General features: G+C 59.2%; 19 protein-coding genes and 1 pseudogene. 8 read left to right on the top strand and 12 right to left on the bottom strand.

Translation table 11 applies throughout. The features are described from left to right. Window positions 1–126 precede the first annotated feature (126 nt). On the bottom strand, window positions 127–519 hold the full coding sequence (locus tag GKKCFE_RS05885) for a transcriptional regulator (RefSeq protein ID WP_076385904.1): 393 nt from the start codon (window positions 517–519) through the stop codon (window positions 127–129). A 187-nt stretch (window positions 520–706) separates the two neighbouring features. On the opposite strand from GKKCFE_RS05885, the gene GKKCFE_RS05880 reads away from it, so the two are divergent. Then, complete coding sequence (locus GKKCFE_RS05880; RefSeq protein WP_139050862.1) at window positions 707–1,438, top strand: DUF899 domain-containing protein; 732 nt, start codon at window positions 707–709, stop codon at window positions 1,436–1,438. A 199-nt stretch (window positions 1,439–1,637) separates the two neighbouring features. Here GKKCFE_RS05880 and GKKCFE_RS05875 read toward each other — a convergent pair. Further along, a pseudogene (locus tag GKKCFE_RS05875) lies at window positions 1,638–1,763 on the bottom strand (BrnA antitoxin family protein); the annotation flags it as partial. Window positions 1,764–2,056: 293 nt separating this feature from the next. Then, window positions 2,057–4,543 (bottom strand): exo-alpha-sialidase, encoded by a 2,487-nt coding sequence (locus GKKCFE_RS05870; protein WP_445577583.1) that lies wholly within the window; start codon window positions 4,541–4,543, stop codon window positions 2,057–2,059. Between the two features lie 288 nt (window positions 4,544–4,831). Here GKKCFE_RS05870 and GKKCFE_RS05865 point away from each other — a divergent pair, with 288 nt between their 5' ends. Further along, the gene (locus GKKCFE_RS05865) at window positions 4,832–5,107 is read left to right on the top strand and encodes a hypothetical protein (protein WP_139050863.1); all 276 of its coding nucleotides are present in this window, start codon (window positions 4,832–4,834) and stop codon (window positions 5,105–5,107) included. 231 nt (window positions 5,108–5,338) lie between these two features. Here GKKCFE_RS05865 and GKKCFE_RS05860 read toward each other — a convergent pair whose 3' ends face one another. Continuing rightward, window positions 5,339–6,685 (bottom strand): DEAD/DEAH box helicase, encoded by a 1,347-nt coding sequence (locus tag GKKCFE_RS05860; protein WP_445577582.1) that lies wholly within the window; start codon window positions 6,683–6,685, stop codon window positions 5,339–5,341. A 193-nt stretch (window positions 6,686–6,878) separates the two neighbouring features. Here GKKCFE_RS05860 and GKKCFE_RS05855 point away from each other — a divergent pair, with 193 nt between their 5' ends. Beyond that, the gene (locus tag GKKCFE_RS05855) at window positions 6,879–8,177 is read left to right on the top strand and encodes a mechanosensitive ion channel family protein (RefSeq protein WP_047227913.1); all 1,299 of its coding nucleotides are present in this window, start codon (window positions 6,879–6,881) and stop codon (window positions 8,175–8,177) included. A 117-nt stretch (window positions 8,178–8,294) separates the two neighbouring features. On the opposite strand, the gene GKKCFE_RS05850 is transcribed toward GKKCFE_RS05855, so the two are convergent. The 3 genes from GKKCFE_RS05850 to GKKCFE_RS05840 all read right to left on the bottom strand — a co-directional run bounded on the left by GKKCFE_RS05850 (window position 8,295) and on the right by GKKCFE_RS05840 (window position 10,575). Next, on the bottom strand, window positions 8,295–9,161 hold the full coding sequence (locus GKKCFE_RS05850; RefSeq protein WP_047227914.1) for a carboxylate/amino acid/amine transporter: 867 nt from the start codon (window positions 9,159–9,161) through the stop codon (window positions 8,295–8,297). A gap of 348 nt (window positions 9,162–9,509) precedes the next feature. Further along, window positions 9,510–10,109 (bottom strand): FMN-dependent NADH-azoreductase, encoded by a 600-nt coding sequence (locus GKKCFE_RS05845; protein WP_047227915.1) that lies wholly within the window; start codon window positions 10,107–10,109, stop codon window positions 9,510–9,512. A 151-nt stretch (window positions 10,110–10,260) separates the two neighbouring features. Further along, window positions 10,261–10,575, bottom strand: coding sequence for a hypothetical protein (locus GKKCFE_RS05840; RefSeq protein WP_047227916.1), 315 nt, complete (start codon window positions 10,573–10,575; stop codon window positions 10,261–10,263). Between the two features lie 50 nt (window positions 10,576–10,625). Between GKKCFE_RS05840 and GKKCFE_RS05835 the strand changes: the two genes are divergently transcribed. From GKKCFE_RS05835 to aqpZ, 5 genes are all read left to right on the top strand, one after another. Beyond that, window positions 10,626–11,549 (top strand): LysR family transcriptional regulator, encoded by a 924-nt coding sequence (locus GKKCFE_RS05835; RefSeq protein WP_445577581.1) that lies wholly within the window; start codon window positions 10,626–10,628, stop codon window positions 11,547–11,549. A gap of 14 nt (window positions 11,550–11,563) precedes the next feature. Then, window positions 11,564–12,367 carry an alpha/beta fold hydrolase gene (locus GKKCFE_RS05830; RefSeq protein WP_445577580.1) on the top strand — a complete coding sequence of 268 codons (804 nt, stop codon included), beginning with the start codon at window positions 11,564–11,566 and terminating at the stop codon, window positions 12,365–12,367. A 4-nt stretch (window positions 12,368–12,371) separates the two neighbouring features. Next, window positions 12,372–12,935: a peptidylprolyl isomerase gene (locus GKKCFE_RS05825; protein ID WP_076385914.1), complete on the top strand. Its 564-nt coding sequence runs from the start codon at window positions 12,372–12,374 to the stop codon at window positions 12,933–12,935. Window positions 12,936–13,019: 84 nt separating this feature from the next. Continuing rightward, window positions 13,020–14,852: an ABC transporter ATP-binding protein gene (locus GKKCFE_RS05820; RefSeq protein ID WP_076385916.1), complete on the top strand. Its 1,833-nt coding sequence runs from the start codon at window positions 13,020–13,022 to the stop codon at window positions 14,850–14,852. A 313-nt stretch (window positions 14,853–15,165) separates the two neighbouring features. Beyond that, complete coding sequence (gene aqpZ, locus GKKCFE_RS05815) at window positions 15,166–15,855, top strand: aquaporin Z (RefSeq protein WP_445577579.1); 690 nt, start codon at window positions 15,166–15,168, stop codon at window positions 15,853–15,855. Between the two features lie 16 nt (window positions 15,856–15,871). On the opposite strand, the gene GKKCFE_RS05810 is transcribed toward aqpZ, so the two are convergent. The 5 genes from GKKCFE_RS05810 to GKKCFE_RS05790 form a co-directional block, all read right to left on the bottom strand. Then, a complete protein-coding gene (locus tag GKKCFE_RS05810; protein WP_445577578.1) occupies window positions 15,872–16,996 on the bottom strand; it encodes a GNAT family N-acetyltransferase in 1,125 nt (374 codons plus the stop codon). Between the two features lie 143 nt (window positions 16,997–17,139). Next, a complete protein-coding gene (locus tag GKKCFE_RS05805; protein ID WP_139050900.1) occupies window positions 17,140–18,450 on the bottom strand; it encodes an OprO/OprP family phosphate-selective porin in 1,311 nt (436 codons plus the stop codon). Between the two features lie 221 nt (window positions 18,451–18,671). Further along, window positions 18,672–18,908: an anti-sigma factor family protein gene (locus GKKCFE_RS05800; RefSeq protein ID WP_445577577.1), complete on the bottom strand. Its 237-nt coding sequence runs from the start codon at window positions 18,906–18,908 to the stop codon at window positions 18,672–18,674. Beyond that, complete coding sequence (locus GKKCFE_RS05795; RefSeq protein ID WP_047227925.1) at window positions 18,902–19,513, bottom strand: RNA polymerase sigma factor; 612 nt, start codon at window positions 19,511–19,513, stop codon at window positions 18,902–18,904. Before GKKCFE_RS05795 ends, GKKCFE_RS05800 begins: the two co-directional genes overlap by 7 nt. Window positions 19,514–19,686: 173 nt before the next feature. Then, window positions 19,687–20,808 carry a beta-ketoacyl-ACP synthase III gene (locus GKKCFE_RS05790; protein ID WP_047227926.1) on the bottom strand — a complete coding sequence of 374 codons (1,122 nt, stop codon included), beginning with the start codon at window positions 20,806–20,808 and terminating at the stop codon, window positions 19,687–19,689. Window positions 20,809–20,926 lie beyond the last annotated feature (118 nt).

The following is a 20,926-nucleotide window of genomic DNA, read 5'->3' as shown; positions in this document are numbered from 1 at the left end:
ATGCATGTGGGAGATCGAATGTGGGAGCGAGCTTGCTCGCGATAGCGGCAGAACAGGCAACACACCTGTTGATGTCAGACCGCTATCGCGAGCAAGCTCGCTCCCACAGGGCTCAGTGCAGGCCTGTCAGGCAATCTGCGCCTTCGAAGCCACCTCATCAAAAGTAAACTCATCCAGCGCATCTTCCTGCTCATCCAGCACCTGGCGCGGATGATCATTGCCCGGGATGCTGCTGTCGATCAGGCTCAACAACCGCGAGCCACGGGGCGTCAGCACAAAGTTCTCGCCGTTACCGCCCTCTTCCTCCGGCCGAGGCTCGATATAGTTACGCTCCAACAGCAGCTTTTCGTACTCCCCGGCGACCGCTTTCAGATGATCGAGGTTCTCGATCGGCTCGCCTGCGGCTGCCTTCTCTGCCGCGTACTGCTCCGCATAAGGCCGAGGGGTAAAGCTGTGGCCGGCGCCGTTTTGCACTTCGTGCAACAACCGTTCGATCAAGTCCCAGTTATAAGTCGTCATCCTGGTCCATCCTCCAAAGAGTGAGATGCCTACTTAAAGTGTGACCCAGGCGCTGCGCTGCCGTTCAGCCGGGCTTACCGGTGGGCTATTGCCCAAGCCGACCAACGGCCTGTCGAATTCACACTGGGCCAAACGACCACTGACAGAAGTGCCGAATCAGCGGCTCTGCCACGCAGGAGAATTCACCATGAACGTAGAAAATCATGCCGTCGTCTCGCGGGAAGAATGGCTCACCGCCCGTCGCCAGCACCTGATCCACGAAAAAGCCTTCACCCGCGAACGCGACAAACTCAGCGCAGAACGCCGCGCCCTGCCCTGGGTAAAAATCGAAAAACCCTACCGTTTCCAGGGCCCCAACGGCGAACTGAGCCTGGCCGACCTGTTCGGCGGCCGCAGCCAACTGATCATCTACCACTTCATGTTCGGCCCCGGCTGGACAGAAGGCTGTGATGGCTGCTCATTCCTGTCCGACCACATCGACGGCGCCAACCAACACCTGGCCCACCACGACGTCGCCGTGGTCGCGGTGTCCCGCGCGCCGTTCGCCGAGTTCCAGCCGTTCAAACGTCGCATGGGCTGGGTCTTCGACTGGGTCTCGTCAGAAGGCTGCGACTTCAACTACGACTTCGGCGTCAGCTTCAAACCCGAAGACACCGCCGCCGGAAAAGCCACCTACAACTACGAAAAAACCGACACCACCGAAGGCGAACTCCCCGGCCTGAGCGTCTTCTATCGCAACAAAGCCGGCGATATCTTCCACACCTACTCCACCTACGCCCGTGGCCTCGACATCCTGGTCGGCACCTACAACTACCTCGATCTCACGCCCAAGGGCCGCAACGAAGACGAAATCATGGACTGGGTGCGGCATCACGATAAGTACGAAGAGGCTAAACCCCATAGCTGCTGCCACAGCTGACGCGCCAACCTGCCCAGTCGAGCGCGAACCCTGTGGCGAGGGAGCTTGCTCCCGCTGGATTGCGCCGCAATCGCCAGTTTTGCCTTAACCACAGCGCTGCGCGATAGGTTTGATGTCATCGGGGGAGGTGCGGACGCAGGTAACAGAATTAACGACAACGGGCGACTTCTCAGTCGCCCGCTTCATAGCATTAATTTGCTCACCGACGATGGCCCTGCTGATCCTGCATGTATTGGCGAAGAAGCTGATTGATGCGTGTCTGATAGCCCGCGCCCTTCCCCTTGAACCACTCGACCACATCGGCATCAAGGCGAATAGTCACCGCCAGAGGTGGAAACCTCCTGCGAAACGGACAGATATGTTGGCAAACAGGTCGTAGTAGGAAACGGGGGGACTGACTTCGCATCACGGTGAATACGAAGGAGGAAAGCCCCACGGTTGCTGATACGACTAAGCACAATCCTCAAGTCGATCATCGCTCCCTCGCCATAAAAGGCAGAGCCAAATTCAGGTTGGGATTTCAATAAAAAACCGGACTCAAGGTCCGGTTCTTTATCGAAAGGGCTATCGCGCCGGCCTCAGAAAGCAGGGCTATCTCGCTTCGCCGATGTTTGGCGGCTACTTGCTTGCCTCCTCGACGGCTGCCGTATTCTGAGGACCGAAAGAGTATTTCAGGGCCCGTGCCTTCGAGGTCCGCGGATCAGGTAAACCTACGGTCTCCGGGTTCGCAAAACCGGTGGTGCCCTTGGCAAGCGTGGGATTGATCGCATCGAAGAGGAAACTGAAACCCTGTTTCAGCGAGCTCTGGGCAATGCCGTGACAGCCCATACAGCCGCCCATGGTCAGGCTTTGAGTGCTGTGCTCGTAATCCGGCACCATGATGTTGGGTTGCTCACGCGCATTGGTCAGGGTGTTGTCATTCGGGATGGGGAACACGTTGCTCCCGCGAAACAGCTGAATGCCCGGCTGGCTGCTTTCGACCATGATATTGGCCAGGTAATAATCCGGGTCGGTTGAAGTCATCGAGGGGATAGCCTGCACCCCTTTAAGCCGATAGTGCTTCCAGACCGAATTGGTGAATTCGCTGCTGGCATCCATGAGCTGCTTGACCTGGTTGTTCACCGCTGCGACTTCGGAATAGATAGTCAGCGGTTGCACGACACGGATCGGGCCGGCTTGCCCCTCGGGGATTCCGTTAGTGCCGGAATAGACGGGCGGATCAAGGTTTGGATTGGCGACTGCGCCCGCTGCGGGCAGGGAAACCGTATAGTTTTTGTTACCGTCAGAGAACATCGCAGTCGGGGGATTTTTTTCATCGTAACCGGGGTAGGCGATCTCGTCATAGTTAGCGACGTAGTAGAGACCGGTCGGCGAGGTGCCATCGGGCAATGTCAGAGCATCTTCGTGCTCGAATGTGGCAAAGATGAAAGTCGGGTAGTTGGGTGTTTTATGGATGATATGCAGGGCTACCAGAGCGTAGTCTTCATTGTACGCCACCGGTGCATCATCTTTGCCCTGATAGGTCACCACAGTCGCCGTATGGTAGCGCGCGCGATTCTGTACCGGGATGTCTGCCAGCTTGCGCCATGCCGCCTTGACCTCTACTGCGCCGTCGGGCAGGAGTATGTGTTCCGGGTAACGGGTCAAGCCTTTGGCATACTCGTAAACGACGGGATTCGCCTTGGCTTCAAACAGGATCTGGCTATCGTTTGAAGGGGCATAGTCACTCCCTGTCTTGGCGATCTGCGGAGGGTTGACCGGGAAAAATATAGCGTTCTGGCCTATCTGGGTCGCTTCATCCAGATTGTTGTAATAAGCATAACTGGCGCCAGGCGCCAAAGGCGCACCGGTGGGAAACTTGATATAGCTGTATTGCGGCTCGGAAGTAAACGGACGCGTAGGACCACCCACGGAGTTTGGATTTAGCGCTGGAAACAACTCGCTGCGGTGGGCGAAGGTTTGCCACAACAACGGACTGGGAGATTTTGGAACCTTGCCCGAGTCGGCGAAGCTGCTTTCCGGATTGCCTACACCACGGTTAGCGGGCAATGGCGCCTTGGCCGTATTGTTCAGGGCGAAAAAGCTTCGCCAGGCGAAGGTGGCATAATCGGTATGGCTGAGGCCCGTCGCCAGATCTGCTGGCAGCTGCGGGTTGTCCATCGTTAGATCGTTTGGGGTAATGGTATAGGAAACGCCCAATCCCGATGGGCCGGTCAAATTGTCAGAGAATCGCCTGGAATAATAGGGACTCCAGTTGACCCCATCGCTTGAACCATAAGTGCTAGGGCCACTGCTGATAAAAACGCGGTTACCGGTGATGGTTGCGCGGTTCAGGAAAAGCTCGCTTTTTGCCAGGCCCGATAGTCTTTGCTCATCTCCCCAGTGACCGCCCCGGTCGTAACTGCGCACGGCAAAATTACTAAGATCATAAGAGTAATAGACCAACAGCTCACCGTTATAGACCACGGGCACCAAACTCAACACTCGGAAAGCGTTTGCACTGAACCCGAGATTTTCCTTACTCCACAGCACGCCATCATCCGAGGTGACATAGTTAATCGTGTGATCATCTTCCTCGCTGTAGAGGACAAATAACTTTCCGTTGTATACCACAGGACTGTTATTAGCGGCGTCGCTGGAGACCGCGATAGGTTTAACGTTGGACCAGGTTATGCCGTCTTCAGAGCTGATGCTATTTATGTGACTCTTGTCGGTAAAGGTCAGTACCAGCTTTTGCTGAAACACGGTCACTGAGACATTACCCAGGATGTCAGACACGGGAATGGGCTGTGGGGGGGACCAATTACTGCCCTGCGCCGAAGTGGAAAAATAGATAGTGGAATCACTATCGTTGGCCCAAAACATATAAACCTTACCCTTGAACGATTGCACCGCGGGTGTAGCCAACCCTATCGAGGTAAATGGCACCATGCCCGACGAAGAAGGTAAGGCGTTTACGGCATCAGGACTGTCAAACACATCAACTACGATCCCCTCATCGGGTCGCGACGTGGCGATAATCACACTTTCCGCATAAGCCGATGAGACCGCGAATAAACCACACAGGCACAACATCAGTCGACTGAGTATCGATCTAAGGTTCATGAGTTTCATTCCTTTGAATTGTTGACTATGACAGGCCGCGGGTACGTCCTGACAGCACTTACATCCTGTGTTAAAGAGCGCCCCTGCGTTGCCGGCACCGGGCTATCCTCGCATTCTCCATGGTAGACGAGTGTTTAATATCGGCGAGGGAAATCCTGAAAAAGACTTCCACTCATGGTTGCGCCTGCGCAGCAAGGGAACGCCAGCCAAGCGCCAGGCTAATGAACTTTCCACCCGGCAGCGGCCTCAACCCATTACCTGCTCAACAAGAAATACGAGGCCCCTGCCATGAAAACCCTCCTCAAACTCACCCTCGCCGCCACCCTCAGCTGCGCCCTGCCTGCCTGGGCCACTTGCACGCCCGAGCAAGCCACCGCCAAGCGTGAACAATTGGCCAAGGAAGTGACCAGGCTCACCGAACAGAACCCGGAGAAGGCTAAGGAAATGAATAAGGAACTGCAGGCCATGGACCTGGAGACCGCCAGCAAAGATGTGCCGGACAAGTGCCAGTTGATTGATGAGCGTCTTCAAGAGCTCAAGAATGCGGAGAAGAAAGCGGGGTGACGCCCGGAGCAGATACAGCTTGCTTTTGTGACGAGGGAGCTTGCTCCCGCTGGGTGCGAAGCGCCCCCTGAAATCGAAGCGTCAACTCGTTAGATGATTGTAAATTCCACTTTGTTGGGGCTACTGCGCAGCCCAGCGGGAGCAAGCTCCCTCGCCACGGGTTTCAGATTCAGTTATCCATAAAAAACCGGACTCAAGGTCCGGTTTTTTTTATCAAGCGCTGACGCAGCTTCACTCAGCCGCTGGCGCCTCCGGCTTGCGGCGCTTGAGTGGGGCCATGCCGTCCTTGCTGACCAGCGACAAAGCGTCGGTCTTCGGGCGGTTGGCGATCTTGCGCTTGGTCGGGGCCTTGGCGCCGGTTTTCTTCTTGTCGCCCTTGGCGTCGACCTTTTTCTTCTTCACGCCAACGGCCTTGCCCGAGGCCTTGACCTTTTTCGGTCCGCCGTAGGTGCCTTTGACTTCCTTGATCGTGCGGCGCTCGAAGCTCTGCTTGAGGTAGCGCTCGACGCTCGACATCAGGTTCCAGTCGCCATGGCAGATCAGCGAAATCGCCAGGCCATCGTTGCCGGCGCGTCCGGTACGACCGATACGGTGCACGTATTCGTCGCCGCTGCGGGGCATGTCGAAGTTGATGACCATGTCCAGGCCTTCCACGTCCAGGCCGCGGGCGGCGACGTCGGTGGCGACGAGGATTTTCACGCCGCCCCGCTTGAGGCGGTCGATGGCCAGTTTGCGGTCTTTCTGGTCCTTCTCGCCGTGCAGCACGAACGCCTTGTATTCCTGGGCCACCAGGCGACCGTAGAGGCGGTCGGCCATGGCGCGGGTGTTGGTGAACACGATGGCTTTTTCGTAAGTCTCGTTGGCCAGCAGCCAGTTCACGATCTGTTCTTTGTGCTGGTTGTGGTCAGCGGTGATGATCTGCTGACGGGTCGTGGAGTTTAGCTGGCTGACCGCATTGAGCTGCAAGTGCTCAGGATTGTTCAGCACCTTGGCGATCATTTCCCGCAGGCCCGAACCGCCGGTGGTGGCGGAGAACAGCATGGTCTGCTGGCGGTTGGTGCATTCGTCCACCAGGCGCTGCACGTCTTCGGCAAAACCCATATCGAGCATGCGGTCGGCTTCGTCCAGCACCAGTACTTCGACTTCTTTCAGGTCGAGGTTGCCGGCGTTCAGTTGCTCGATCATCCGCCCTGGCGTGCCGATCAGGATGTCCGGTACTTTGCGCAACATGGCGGCCTGGACCTTGAAGTCTTCGCCACCGGTGATCAGGCCAGACTTGATGAAGGTGAACTGCGAGAAGCGTTCCACTTCCTTGAGCGTTTGCTGGGCCAGTTCACGGGTCGGCAGCAGGATCAGGGTCTTGATGCTGACACGAACCTTGGCCGGGCCGATCAGGCGGTTGAGGATCGGCAACACGAACGCCGCGGTCTTGCCGCTGCCGGTCTGCGCCGTCACCCGCAGATCACGCCCCTGGAGCGCGAGCGGAATAGCCGCTGCCTGCACCGGCGTTGGCTCGACAAATTTAAGCTCGGCCACGGCTTTGAGCAGGCGTTCGTGCAGGGCGAATTGGGAAAACACGGGTGCTACCTCGAAGAAATGCAAAAAAACAGCTGCATAGGGTAACGGTTTCGAGCGCGAAGGCCGAGTTTCTTTATACGAACGGCGCTAATCAGTGGCTTTTTTGTGAGCCGATTCGTCATCAAGGGTCACTTAACCTGGCTTAAATGCTCTAATCGCACCGTCGCGTCTTTATAGAAGAACCGTTTCGTCCATGGACATCAAACAGCTCTGGGTCAACATTCAAGACCTTTGGGGTGCTCTCGATAAGCATCCCCTCCTGCATTCCAGCCTTGCACTGATACTGCTGCTGGTGATTGCCCTGGTGCTGGGGCGCGTGGCGCGCTACCTGATCCTGCACGGTGCCAAATTGCTGGGTCGCCAGCCGGCCCTGCACTGGGTCAACGACTTGCGCCAGAACAAAGTTTTCCATCGCCTGGCGCAGATGACGCCCTCGCTGGTCATCCAGTTCGGCCTGCACCTGGTGCCGGAACTGAGCAAGACCAGCATGATTTTCCTGGGCAATGTTGCCCTGGCTTTCACCATCCTGTTCATGGTGCTGGCCATCAGCGCCCTGCTCAGCGCCCTTCTGGATGTCTACGCCCGCACCGAACACGCCCGCACCCGCTCGATCAAAGGCTACGTGCAACTGACGAAAATGGTGCTGTATGTGTTTGGCGCGATCATCATTGTTGCCACCCTGATCGACCGCTCACCGCTATTGCTGCTGTCGGGTTTGGGGGCCATGTCGGCGGTGATTCTGTTGGTCTACAAGGACACCTTGCTGTCGTTCGTCGCCAGCGTGCAACTGACCAGCAACGACATGCTGCGGGTCGGTGACTGGATCGAGATGCCTCAGGTGGGGGCCGACGGTGATGTGGTGGACATCACGCTGCACACGGTCAAGGTGCAGAACTTCGACAAGACCATCGTCTCGATCCCCACCTGGCGCCTGATGTCCGAGTCGTTCAAGAACTGGCGCGGCATGCAGCAATCAGGCGGGCGGCGGATCAAGCGCAGCCTGTTCATCGATGCCGGCGGCGTGCGGTTTTTGCAGGACGAGGAAGAACAGCGCCTGACCCAGGTTCATCTGCTGACCGATTACATCAGCCGCAAACAGGCCGAACTCAAGGCCTGGAACGAAGCCCAGGGCAACGTCGCGGCGATGTCGGCCAACCGCCGGCGCATGACCAACCTGGGCACCTTCCGCGCCTACGCCTTGGCGTATCTGAAAAGCCACCCGGACATCCAGCCAAACATGACCTGCATGGTTCGCCAGATGCAGACCACGGCCCAGGGCATCCCGCTGGAAATCTACTGCTTCACCCGCACCACTGCGTGGGCCGACTATGAGCGTATCCAGGGGGATATTTTTGATTACCTGCTGGCGGTGATGCCGGAGTTCGGCTTGAACCTGTATCAACAGCCCAGTGGCATGGATCTGCGTTCGGGGCTGTTGCCCGCGGCATTGGGGGCCAGTCCTCTGCCGGAGCCGCAGAAGCAGGTGGTTTGACCTTCAAGTCGCAGAGATCCCCTGTGGGAGCGAGCCTGCTCGCGAAAGCGCAGTGTCAGACAACAGATACAGCGACTGATACGACGCCTTCGCGAGCAGGCTCGCTCCCACAGGGGGTCAGTGTGCAGGCAGCGGCTGGCGTACCCCCAACCGACTGATCCACACCGCCGCCAATATCACCGACCCGCCCAGCAGCAACCGCCCCAGTTCCTCGTGCTGGTTCCAGATCAGCAGGTTGACCAGCAACCCCACCGGCACATGCAGGTTGTTCATCACCGCCAGCGTGCCGCCGTTGACCATGCACGCGCCTTTGTTCCACCAGTAAAGCCCCAAAGCGGTGGAGACCAGGCCGAGGAATATCAGTACGCCCCATTGCAGCGGTGCTTCTGGCCAGAAATCCGCCTTGCCGAACATCAGGAAGGCCGGCAACGCCACCGCCAATGCGCCGAGGTAGAAGTAGCCGAAACGCCGGTAGTGCGGCAGGTCGCTGGGATGGCGAGCGACGAGATGTTTGTACAGCACCTGCCCGGCCGCATAGGTGAAGTTGGCCAGTTGCAGCAGTAAAAAGCCCATGAAGAAATCCGGGTTGATCCGGTCGTAACGAATCACCGCCGCGCCAGCCACCGCCACCAGCGCCGCGATCAAGGCCCAGGGATTGAAGCGACGATTGAGCGCGTCTTCGATCAAGGTCACGTGCAGCGGCGTCAGGATGGTGAAAAGCAGGACCTCGGGCACCGTCAGCACACGAAAGCTCAAGTACAGGCACACGTAGGTCACGCCGAACTGCAAGGCGCCGATCAACAGCATGCCGCGCATGAACGACGGTTCCACCTGACGCCAGCGGGTCAGCGGAATGAACACCAGCCCCGCCAGCACAACCCGCACCAGCACCGCGAAGTAACTGTCGACATGCCCGGCCAGGTATTCGCCAATCAGACTGAAGGAAAACGCCTGAATCAGCGTGACAAAAAGTAGATAGCCCATACGCCCCTCGTTTCGGATGGCGGCGAAGATAGCGGTTTTTGCCGGTTGTCGCTAACCGCAGTAGCCAACCCAGGCACTGAACCCTGTGGGAGCGAGCCTGCTCGCGATGGCGGAGTGTCAGGTGATTTCTCTTACACAGTCACACTGCAATCGCGAGCAGGCTCGCTCCCACAGGGTTGTGTGGCTGGCCTGGAATTGCAGGCAAAAAAAAGCCCGATCTCGCTAAAGCGTTCAATCGGGCGACTGCACTCAGGAGCAACAAGTGCAAAGGGAGGTTCGATGCGCAAAACAGCTTGAAGGGAGCGCCAGGCCACTAGACCACCTAGCGATTACCTGAGGATTAACGGATCAGGCGACCTGGGACAGCTTGGCGTTGGCCTGATTCAAGCCCTTCTCCTGGAAATCACCGCCCAGGTTCATGCCCTCGGCATGGATGAAGGTCACGTCGTGGATGCCGATGAAGGCCATGACCTGACGCAGGTAGGGTTCCTGATGGTCGGAGCTGGCGCCGGCATGAATGCCGCCGCGAGCGGTCAGGACGAAGGCACGTTTGCCGGTCAGCAGGCCCTGGGGACCGGTGGGGGTGTACTTGAAGGTCACACCGGCACGCAGTACGTGGTCCAGCCAGGCTTTCAAGGTACTCGGGATGGCGAAGTTGTACATCGGCGCAGCCATCACCAGCACGTCAGCGGCCAGCAATTCATCGGTCAACTGGTTGGAGCGTTCCAGGGAAGCGTTTTCGATGTCGTTGCGCTGCTCGACGGGCTTCATCCAGCCCCCGAGCAGATTGGCGTCCAGGTGCGGTACCGGATGGATGGCCAGGTCACGAACACTGATTTCATCGGCCGGGTGCGCAGCTTTCCATTGGTTGATGAAGGTCTGGGTCAGTTGACGGGAAACCGAGTCTTGCTGGCGGGCACTGCTTTCGATGATCAGAACGCGGGACATGGGTTGTAGCCTCCATCGGAGAATGTTGTCAGTCGATGGAATGAAGCTTAAACATGGTTACATCGATCAAAAAGCGCAAATAATTGCTGCAAAACATCGATAAATTCGTTTATAAGCGGAGCAAGGATTGGCTCGCTCCTGTGTCACCGACTTATTTCGGCTGGCAGGTCAGTGTGATGCGCAGCTTGATGATGTTGCGGTTGAACTTGGCGGTAGCGTTCTTGAACTTGCCGGCGGCGACTTCGATCTTGCGGGTGCGTGGCGCTTCAGGGCCGTTGCGAAATACCACGGTGCAGGCCGCGTCGGTGCCGCCGTAGTTGTTGACCTGAATGGAGCCAATGTCGGCGTCGGTGTCATAGGCGGTGTAGTCGATGCTCAGGCCGTTGAGGTGTTTCTCCACATCGATCGGGTACGCGAACGCAGTCAGCGGCAACAGGGCCAGCACCACACAACAGATTTTTTTCATTAGGCAGTCTCCACCAAGGGACCGCCAGCTTAGGACAAGAGGAGCTCAATATGAAAGCGCCCCGCGTGACCCTGGATCAATGGCGAACCTTGCAAGCGGTGGTCGACCACGGCGGCTTCGCCCAGGCCGCCGAGGTGCTGCACCGCTCCCAGTCGTCGGTGAGTTACACCGTGGCCCGCATGCAGGACCAGCTCGGCGTGCCGTTGCTGCGTATCGATGGGCGCAAGGCCGTGTTGACCGAAGCCGGCGGCGTATTGCTGCGTCGTTCCCGTCAATTGGTGAAACAGGCCAGCCAACTGGAAGACCTGGCCCATCACATGGAGCAAGGCTGGGAAGCGGAAGTGCGGCTGGTGGTCGATGCCGCCTATCCCAACGCCCGCCTCGTACGCGCCTTGACCGCGTTCATGCCGCAAAGCCGTGGCTGTCGCGTGCGCTTGCGCGAAGAAGTGCTATCGGGTGTCGAGGAAGTGCTGCTCGAAGGCGTGGCGGACCTGGCCATCAGCGGCTTCAGCATTCCCGGTTACCTGGGCGCCGAACTGAGCGATGTTGAATTCGTCGCGGTGGCCCATCCCGAACACGCCCTGCATCGCCTCAACCGCGAACTGAACTTCCAGGATCTGGAAAGCCAATTGCAGGTGGTGATCCGCGACTCCGGTCGCCAGCAACCCCGCGACGTCGGGTGGCTGGGTGCCGAGCAACGCTGGACCGTCGGCAGCCTGGCCACCGCCGCGACGTTCGTCGGCAGCGGCCTGGGCTTCGCCTGGCTGCCGCGGCACATGATCGAGCGGGAACTCAAGGAAGGCTTGCTCAAGCGTTTACCCTTGGAACAGGGCGGCACTCGCAACTCCACCTTCTATCTTTTTTCCAACAAGGAAAAACCCTTGGGCCCGGCCACGCAAATCCTCATCGAACTGCTGCGCACCTTCGACACCGCGCCGCTGGATGCGCCGTTCGCCTCCCCTGAACAAGCCTGACAAGGATTTTGCCAATGGCCTATTTCGCCCAGGAAGATTGCAACCTGCACTACGAGGAATACGGCCACGGCGCGCCCTTGATCCTGGTCCACGGGCTGGGCTCGAGCACCCGCGACTGGGAAAAACAGATCCCGGTATTGTCCGCCCACTACCGTTTGATCGTGGTGGACGTGCGCGGCCATGGACGCTCCGACAAACCTCGCGGGCCTTACAGCATCGAAGGTTTCAGCGCCGACCTGATCGCCCTGATCGAACACCTGGACCTGGGCCCGGTGCACTTGGTGGGCTGGTCCATGGGCGGCATGATTTGTTTTCAACTGGCCGTGGATGAGCCCGGGCGGGTCAGGAGCCTGTGCATCGTCAACAGCGCGCCGCAAGTCAAAGTCCGCACGCCTGATGACTGCTGGCAATGGTTCAAGCGCTGGAGCCTGATGCGCCTTCTGAGCCTTGAAACCATTGGCAAGGCCCTGGGCGCCAAGTTGTTCCCCAAACCGCAACAGACCGAGTTACGCCTGGAAATGGCCCGGCGCTGGGCAAAAAACGACAAACGTGCTTATCTCGCCAGCTTCGATGCCATTGTTGGTTGGGGGGTTCAGGAACGACTGTCGCAGGTGGCCTGTCCAACCCTCGTCATTTGCGCCGACCACGACTACACCCCCGTGGCCTTGAAAGAGGCCTATGTGAAACTGCTGCCCGATGCCCGGCTGGTGGTCATTGCCGACTCACGGCACGCGACCCCGCTGGATCAACCCGAACGCTTCAACCAAACCCTGCTCGAATTTTTGACCGCAATCGACTCAACTACTCAGGATCACTGAACCCATGCTGAAAAAAATCGCCCTCGCCGCCGGCTCCGTCCTGTTTGCCGCCAACCTGATGGCCGCACAGCCGACCAAGGCGCCCCACGTATTGCTGGACACCACCAACGGTCAGATCGAAATCGAGCTGGATCCGGTCAAGGCGCCGATCAGTACCAAGAACTTCCTTGAGTACGTGGACAGCGGCTTCTACAACAACACGATTTTCCACCGCGTGATCCCGGGCTTCATGGCCCAGGGCGGCGGTTTCACCCAACAGATGCAACAGAAAGACACCAAGGCACCGATCAAGAACGAAGCCAGCAACGGCCTGCATAACGTTCGTGGCACCTTGTCGATGGCGCGTACTTCCAACCCGAACTCGGCCACCAGCCAGTTCTTCATCAACGTGGCCGACAATGCGTTCCTCGACCCGGGCCGTGACGCCGGTTACGCGGTGTTCGCCAAAGTGGTCAAGGGCATGGACGTGGTGGACATCATCGTCAACTCCCAGACCACCACCAAACAAGGCATGCAAAACGTGCCGATCGATCCTGTGATCATCAAGTCGGCCAAGCGCATCGACTAAACAGCACAGGGCAAGCCTGAGCGGCGGCGGCGATCCCGCGCCGCTCACAGGAAAAAAGGAGAGCCCGGCCCGGGCTATGTACCCATGGTTTATCGCCGTTTCGAAACACTGATCGACATTTTCCGCGACGCCCCGACCTCGGCACCACCGAACCGCGTCCTGCCCTTCTACACCTATTACCTGAAACAAGTCTGGCCCAGCTTCGCCGTGCTGCTGGTGGTGGGCCTGATCGGCGCACTGATCGAGGTGGCGCTGTTCAGCTACCTGAGCCGCATCATCGACCTGACCCAGGGCACGCCGAACGTGGACTTCTTCAAGCTCCACGGCCTGGAGCTGGCGTGGATGGCGGTGGTGGCGCTGGTTTTCCGGCCGATCTTCGTGGCCTTGCATGACCTGCTGGTGCACCAGACCTTGAGCCCCGGCATGACCAGCCTGATCCGCTGGCAAAACCATAGCTACGTGCTCAAGCAGAGCCTGAACTTTTTCCAGAACGACTTCGCCGGACGCATCGCCCAGCGCATCATGCAGACCGGCAACTCCTTGCGCGACTCAGCGGTGCAGGCCGTGGACGCGCTGTGGCACGTGCTGATCTACGCCATCAGCTCACTGGTGCTGTTTGCCGAAGCCGACTGGCGCCTGATGATCCCGCTGCTGATCTGGATCGCCGCCTACATCGGTGCACTCTGCTACTTCGTGCCGCGGGTCAAGGAGCGCTCCGTCGTATCGTCCGATGCCCGCTCCAAACTCATGGGCCGGATCGTCGACGGCTACACCAACATCACCACGCTGAAGCTGTTCGCCCACACCAACTTCGAACAGCAATACGCCCGCGAAGCCATCCAGGAGCAGACCGAGAAAGCCCAATTGGCCGGCCGCGTGGTCACCAGCATGGACGTGGTCATCACCAGCATGAACGGGCTGCTGATCGTCGGCACCACGGCGCTGGCCCTGTGGCTCTGGACCCAGTCGCTGATCAGCGTGGGCGCGATTGCCCTGGCGACCGGGTTGGTGATCCGTATCGTCAACATGTCCGGCTGGATCATGTGGGTGGTCAATGGCATCTTCGAAAACATCGGCATGGTCCAGGACGGTTTGCAGACCATCGCCCAGCCCGTCAGCGTTACCGACCGCGACCAGGCCAAGCCTTTGGCGGTGGCCCGTGGCGAAGTGCGCTTCGAGCATGTGGATTTCCACTACGGCAAGAAAAGCGGGGTGATCGGCGACCTCAACCTGGTGATCAAGCCGGGGGAAAAGATCGGCCTGATCGGCCCGTCCGGTGCGGGCAAATCCACGCTGGTCAACCTGCTGCTGCGTCTGTATGACGTGCAAGGCGGGCGCATTCTCATCGATGGGCAGGACATCGCAGAAGTGGGCCAGGAAAGCCTGCGCGAGCGCATCGGCATGATCACCCAGGACACGTCGCTGCTGCACCGTTCCATTCGCGACAACCTGCTCTACGGCAAACCCGACGCCACCGATGCGCAACTCTGGGCGGCGGTGCACAAGGCCCGGGCCGATGAGTTCATCCCGCTGCTGTCGGACGCTGAAGGCCGCAGCGGTTTTGATGCCCATGTGGGTGAACGCGGAGTGAAGCTGTCCGGCGGCCAGCGTCAGCGTATTGCCATCGCACGGGTGCTGCTCAAGGATGCGCCGATCCTGATTATGGACGAAGCGACGTCAGCACTTGACTCGGAAGTCGAAGCGGCGATCCAGGAAAGCCTCGAGACCCTGATGCAAGGCAAGACCGTGATCGCCATCGCCCACCGCCTCTCCACCATCGCGCGAATGGACCGGCTGGTGGTGCTGGAAAACGGCCGCATCGCCGAGACCGGCAGCCATGCCGAACTGCTGGCCCATGGCGGGTTGTATGCGCGGCTGTGGCAGCATCAGACGGGTGGGTTTGTGGGGATTGATTGAATCAACCAGGCTCCACCTAACCCGTGGCGAGGGAGCTTGCTCCCTGGCCACAGGACCGGGTTTAAACCGCAAGGTCAGTGCAGTAAGACCTTTCTGAAAAATTCTGTCCAGGATCGATTTGCCCCACACCGCAACCGCATACTCCCCACCGTCCAAGGCCGAAACCGCCACAGTCCATGACTCTGGCGGTTTTTTAATGCCGCTGGATTTGTCGCAACGTTCTGCTGTACTCAGCCCAGGTTCTGGAGATGAACCTGTCGTAATTCTGCTGGATGCATAACCGATTATCACGACTGTTTTATCAAGGATGCTTATGTCTTTACTCAAACGTTCAACGACTGAGTTGTTGGGTACGTTCTGGCTGGTGTTGGGCGGCTGTGGCAGCGCTGTATTGGCCGCTTCCGGGATCGGCGTGCTGGGGGTTGCCCTGGCATTCGGCCTGACGGTGTTGACCATGGCGTTCGCCATCGGCCATATCTCGGGTTGCCACCTGAACCCGGCCGTGTCGGTGGGCTTGTACGTGGGCGGGCGGTTTCCGGCCAAGGAACTGCCTGCCTACATCATTGCCCAGATCATTGGTGGGGTGCTCGCCGCCGCGTTGATCTACTTCATCGCCAGCGGCAAGGAAGGCTTCGACCTGGTCGCTTCCGGCCTGGCAGCGAACGGTTACGGCGAACATTCGCCCGGTCAGTACTCCATGGTGGCCGGCTTTGTGACTGAGCTGGTCATGACGGCAATGTTCATCCTGATCATCCTCGGCGCCACCGACAAACGTGCGCCAGCCGGCCTGGCACCGATTGCCATCGGCCTGGCCCTGACGCTCATCCACCTGATCTCGATTCCGGTCACCAACACCTCCGTCAACCCGGCCCGCAGTACCGGTCCGGCACTGATCGTCGGCGGCTGGGCCATCGAGCAATTGTGGCTGTTCTGGGTGGCACCGCTGCTGGGCGCCATCGTCGGCGGTGTTGCTTACCGCTGGCTGGGCAAGGAAAACAGCTGAGTCACGCCGGCGAAGATCAGCACTGCCGATAAGGCAGTGCGGTCTTCGCCTCTTCGGCATACGCCAACACGCCCTCCTGCTCCCGGACCAGAAAGTCTGCAACCGCCGCCTTCAGGCCCGGATGGCGCAAGTAGTGCCAGGAACGGGTGATCACCGGCTCGAAACCACGAATCAGTTTGTGCTCGCCCTGGGCACCGGCATCGAAACGCTGCACGCCGTGGGCAATGGCGTAATCCATGCCCTGATAAAAACAGGTCTCGAAGTGCAAACGGTCGAATTCCGCCAGGCAACCCCAGTAACGCCCATAAAAACTGTCACCGCCCACCAGGCTGAACGCCATCGCCACCGGCCGTGAACCTTGCTTGGCCAACACCACGCGAATGGCCTCGGGCATGCGCTCGGCCAGCAGACTGAAAAACGTCCGGGTCAGGTACGGCGCTTGCCGACGCACCGCGTAAGTATTGGCGTAACAGGCGTAGACAAAATCCCACTGGGCCTGGTCCAGTTGATGACCTTCCAGCCATTGGAACTCGATACCCTGCCCCGCCACTTGCTCACGTTCCTTGCGCATCTGCTTGCGTTTGCGGGAACTGAGCGCGTCGAGAAAATCCTGGAAGTCCCGATACCCGCGATTGCGCCAGTGGTACTGGCAACCAATCCGCTGCAGCCAGCCCTCCTGCCCGGCCAGCGCTGCGTCGGTAAAGGCATCGGTGAAGTTGATGTGGGCACTGGAGAGCGATTCGATTTCCAGATAACCCGGCAGGCTGGCAAGCAACTCCAACCCGTCTTCCCCACTTGCCGCCAGCAGTCGTGGACCACTGACCGGGCTGAACGGCACCGCCGTCAACAGCTTGGGGTAATAGTCGATCCCGGCCCGGGCGCAGGCGTCGGCCCAGGCGTGATCGAACACGTATTCGCCGTAGGAATGCCACTTGCGATAACTGGGCAGAGCCGCCAGCACACGCCCGTCTTCAATATGCAGCAGATGCTCGGCCTGCCAGCCTGATTGCGGGCCCAGGCTGCCACTGTCTTGCAGGGCCGAGAGGAAAGCGTGGCGCAGGAAAGGTTGATTGGCGGGCACCAGCGCGTCCCACTCTTGCGGCGCGATGGCGGACAGGCTGTCCAGAACGTGTAGCGGCATGCGGCTCCCCGATATCCAGAATGCGGATGGGGCGAGTATCGCCGATCCTGAGCGGACGGACGTAAAAAAAAAAACCCGCCAGAGGCGGGGTTCAAAGGAGCTATAACGGATGAAACATGAAGCGTTGAATCAAATCAGCCGACTTAGAACACGTACTGGGCGCGCATGACAAAACCGTCACCATCGTCGTCGCCGTTGGCATTGGTCACGTTGTCGGCCTTGGCCTTGACGTAGGCAGCGGAGATTTTCACCGCTTCGTTGGCGTACCAGTTCACGCCCAGGTTGTGCACCTTGGCTTCGGCATCGCCCACGTCACGGGTCGCGGAGGCAGTGGTGATGTTGTCGTCTTCGACGGTCATGCTGTCGTAGCGATAGAACACTTCCCAGGCGCCGATGGACTTGTTGGCGGGCTTGATCGCGTCGAACTTGCCGATCTTATAGCCGCGGGATTCACCGGTGAGGGTGTAGGCACCCTGGACATAAAAGCCGTGACCTTTGATGTCTTCGAAGGCGTCGCTGTCAGCCTTGGTTTTACGCGAAATGTATTCACCTTGGATCGACGCAGGCCCCATGGCGAAAGCGGCTTCCAGGCCGAACGCCGTGTCGGTGTCGTACGAACCGGCCGGCGAGTTGTTCGCGCCACCCAGCAACGGACGGTTGCCGTTAGGGCCGGCATCGTTGCCACCCAGCGTTTCGACGCCACGCATGCCCAGGCGGGAACGGTAACGTGCATCGAATACGGTGTCGGAGACGTCACGGGAAGCGACGTTCACACCGAAGTGCAGAACGTTGCCGGAGTCGTGCATCGGCGCGAATACGAAGCGACCGTTGACCTGCTTGACGCTGTCACCGTCGGTGTCGTTGTTGTCCTTGGCGAATACGCCAGCGGAGGCATAGAACGAATCGGCGAAGGTGCTGGACGCTTGCAGACCCAGACCGTTCTGGTGGCCGTTGGCCCAGTCGATCAGATCGTAAGCGGCGTTACGCTCCGGCGCGGTCACCCACTTGGAACTGGTGGCTTTTTCCAGGCCGAAATCCGGGTCGAAACGACCGAATTTGATCGAGACCGGCTTGAAGCCGTTGTAGGCCATGGACGCTTCGTCAAAGTAACCGTCGTCTGAACTGCCGGCGTTATGCGAGAAGTCGTAGCTGATGGTGTAGGCCCAGTCCGTGTACAGCACGCCGGACAGTTCCAGGAAAGCGCGACGAAAGTAAGCGGCGTCGGCCGAATTGCCATTATCGGTGTAGAGACCGTCAAACTGGCTGTAGTCAGCCTGCAAACGACCGCCAAGCTTGAAGCTGAACTCTTTGTCGGTGGTAGCGACCTCAAGGCCGCCCTTGGTTTTGACCACGATATCGGCGCCATCGGTGGTGACGGTGCCGGCGAAAGCCTGGGCGGTTACTGCCATTGCCAGTGCGCTGGCGGCAACACCTGCGAAGTGCTTACGGATCATCGAAGAATTCCCCTGTTGGTAGTCTATGCCGTTAGAAAACACGCGGAACTGAGCCCGCTGGTGTTGGAGGGGATCTTGGCGATGGGTTGTGTCAGCGCAGTTGCTGTCAGATAAAGATTTTATGACAGGGGAACTTTTTACTTCGAAAGGGAATAACCCAGAAGCAGCTTCAAGAGGTGAGCTGCAAGCGGCAAGTTAGAGCGATCGACTTGTGCAAGGGGTTATGGGTGGTGACGTTTGCGCTCGGCCGCGAGTTTTTCAGCCAACTGATCCAGGTCGGGAACCGGCGATTCGGGCAGCTTTCTGAGCGTGGCCTGCATCAGGCGCATCTGGCGAATGAAACGCCGGCACGTGGCACAGAACATCAGGTGATGGCGCACCATAAGGCGCTCACGAAAACTCAGTTGGCCGTCGAGAAAATCGCTGGAGCGCGCCACTTGTTCCTTGCAGGTCAGCATTCGCCGGTTTCCTCGAAATGTTCCACGGTCGCAAAGACCTTCAGCCGTGCCCGATGCAACAGCACACGTACGTTGGAGAGCGAGATGTCCAGAAGATTACAGATGTCTTCCAGTTCCAGGCCCTGACGTTCGCGCAGGGTCAAGACACTGCTTTGCAGTTGCGACAGACTGAGCAGCGTGTGCTCGAGGCATTCGCGCAGCTCACTCATCGTGAGCAGCGCCTCCGGTGTGTCCTGATGCCAGGCGAACGGTGCTAGCAGCCAATGGCCATCCGCGGCGAAACGATCATCGCCCAGGGTCCCGTGGGGCGACGGCAGATCATCGAGCAACACCTCCCGACGGTTCTGCTTGTAGCGGCCCTTGGCGGCGTTGGCGGTGATGGTCAGCAGCCAGGTCTTGAGACTGGAGCGGCCCTGGAAGCCATTGAGGTTGCGCACCACTGACAACCAGGCGTCCTGCACCACTTCATCGGCATGCCGACTGCCCACGATGGCGTAGGCCACGGCGCGCATCGGGCTCTGGTAGGTGCTGACCAGCTCTTTGAAGGCCTGCTGCTCACCGGCCAGGAGGCGTTGGAGCAGTTGTGTGTCGTCGGTGACGGTCATTCAACGCCCATTGCTGAATAGATCGCGGTTGTGGCGAGGGGGCTGATGTGGGAGCAAGACTTGCCCGCGATGCGGGCGACGCGGTCCTTCATAAACCGCGCTGCCTGTTTCTTGAGCAAGCTTTGCTCCCACATGACCTTGCTCCCACAAAAAATTTCGTCGCCGCCAGAGGATCAATGTTTACGCAGAATCACGCTGCCAATCGAATACCCGGCGCCGAACGAGCTGAGTACGGCGACCGAACCGCTGGGCAAATCATCCTGGTAGGAGTGAAACGCAATCACCGAACCCGCCGAGCTGGTGTTGGCGTAGCGGTCGAGGATCACCGGCGCTTCTTCTTCGGTGGCTTCGCGACCCAGCAGCTTGCGCACGATCAGGTGGTTCATGCTCAGGTTGGCCTGGTGCAGCCAGAAACGCTTCACTTCACCGACGCTCAGCTGATTTTCTTCCAGGTGCACGCCAATCAGTTCGGCCACCATCGGGCAGACATCGCGGAAGACTTTACGACCTTCCTGGACAAACAGCTTGTCACGACTGCCGATGCCCTCTTCCCCGGCGCGGTTGAGGAAGCCGAAGTTGTTGCGGATGTTGTTGGAGAATTTGGTGAGCAGCTTGGTGCTGACCACGTCGAACTGATACGGCGAGGTCGCCAGGTCCGCCCGTTCGATGATCACCGCGGTGGCCGCGTCGCCGAAGATGAAGTGGCTGTCGCGGTCGCGGAAATTCAGGTGCCCGGTGCACACCTCAGGGTTGACCATCAGGATCGCCCGGGCCTGGCCCAGTTGTACGCTGTTGGCCGCGGCCTGGATGCCGAACGTCGCCGAGGAACAGGCCACGTTGATGTCGTAACCAAAACCTTCGATGCCCAGCGCTTCCTGGACTTCAATGGCGATGGCCGGGTACGGACGCTGCAGGTTGGAACAGGCGACGATCACGCCATCGATGTCGGCGGCGGTGCGGCCGGCGCGCTCCAGCGCCTGTTTTGCCGCGCCGACAGCCATTTCACACAGCACCGACCACTCATCGTTGGAGCGCTCGGGCAGGCGCGGGGTCATGCGTTGCGGGTCGAGGATGCCATCCTTGTCCATGACAAAGCGGCTCTTGATGCCGGAGGCTTTTTCGATGAACGCCGCGCTGGATTCGGTCAACGCCTCGACTTCTCCCCGCTCGATGGCTTGGGCATTGTCGGCGTTGAATTGCGCGACGTAGGTATTGAAAGACTGCACCAGCTCTTCATTGGAGATGCTGTTGGCCGGGGTGTACAGGCCGGTGCCGCTGATGACGACGTTATGCATGGTCGTGTCTCTGATCTGTTCAGGCAGAAAGCGTTGGCACCGACGTACCAACACACAAGGGGTCTTTTCCCATCCAGGGGAAGCAGACCTGGCAGCGCTTTATTCCGATCCGCCCGTG

This window comes from Pseudomonas sp. E141 (assembly GCF_052659885.1).
Note: the sequence above shows the minus strand (reverse complement) of the source record. Positions and strands in the feature narration are given on the sequence as shown.

Coding starts and splice junctions, on each gene's coding strand:
- GKKCFE_RS05885 (WP_076385904.1), bottom strand. CDS start 519: ATGACGACTTATAACTGGGACTTGATCGAACGGTTGTTGCACGAAGTG.
- GKKCFE_RS05880 (WP_139050862.1), top strand. CDS start 707: ATGAACGTAGAAAATCATGCCGTCGTCTCGCGGGAAGAATGGCTCACC.
- GKKCFE_RS05870 (WP_445577583.1), bottom strand. CDS start 4,543: ATGAACCTTAGATCGATACTCAGTCGACTGATGTTGTGCCTGTGTGGT.
- GKKCFE_RS05865 (WP_139050863.1), top strand. CDS start 4,832: ATGAAAACCCTCCTCAAACTCACCCTCGCCGCCACCCTCAGCTGCGCC.
- GKKCFE_RS05855 (WP_047227913.1), top strand. CDS start 6,879: ATGGACATCAAACAGCTCTGGGTCAACATTCAAGACCTTTGGGGTGCT.
- GKKCFE_RS05850 (WP_047227914.1), bottom strand. CDS start 9,161: ATGGGCTATCTACTTTTTGTCACGCTGATTCAGGCGTTTTCCTTCAGT.
- GKKCFE_RS05845 (WP_047227915.1), bottom strand. CDS start 10,109: ATGTCCCGCGTTCTGATCATCGAAAGCAGTGCCCGCCAGCAAGACTCG.
- GKKCFE_RS05840 (WP_047227916.1), bottom strand. CDS start 10,575: ATGAAAAAAATCTGTTGTGTGGTGCTGGCCCTGTTGCCGCTGACTGCG.
- GKKCFE_RS05835 (WP_445577581.1), top strand. CDS start 10,626: ATGAAAGCGCCCCGCGTGACCCTGGATCAATGGCGAACCTTGCAAGCG.
- GKKCFE_RS05830 (WP_445577580.1), top strand. CDS start 11,564: ATGGCCTATTTCGCCCAGGAAGATTGCAACCTGCACTACGAGGAATAC.
- GKKCFE_RS05825 (WP_076385914.1), top strand. CDS start 12,372: ATGCTGAAAAAAATCGCCCTCGCCGCCGGCTCCGTCCTGTTTGCCGCC.
- GKKCFE_RS05820 (WP_076385916.1), top strand. CDS start 13,020: ATGGTTTATCGCCGTTTCGAAACACTGATCGACATTTTCCGCGACGCC.
- aqpZ (WP_445577579.1), top strand. CDS start 15,166: ATGTCTTTACTCAAACGTTCAACGACTGAGTTGTTGGGTACGTTCTGG.
- GKKCFE_RS05810 (WP_445577578.1), bottom strand. CDS start 16,996: ATGCCGCTACACGTTCTGGACAGCCTGTCCGCCATCGCGCCGCAAGAG.
- GKKCFE_RS05805 (WP_139050900.1), bottom strand. CDS start 18,450: ATGATCCGTAAGCACTTCGCAGGTGTTGCCGCCAGCGCACTGGCAATG.
- GKKCFE_RS05800 (WP_445577577.1), bottom strand. CDS start 18,908: ATGCTGACCTGCAAGGAACAAGTGGCGCGCTCCAGCGATTTTCTCGAC.
- GKKCFE_RS05795 (WP_047227925.1), bottom strand. CDS start 19,513: ATGACCGTCACCGACGACACACAACTGCTCCAACGCCTCCTGGCCGGT.
- GKKCFE_RS05790 (WP_047227926.1), bottom strand. CDS start 20,808: ATGCATAACGTCGTCATCAGCGGCACCGGCCTGTACACCCCGGCCAAC.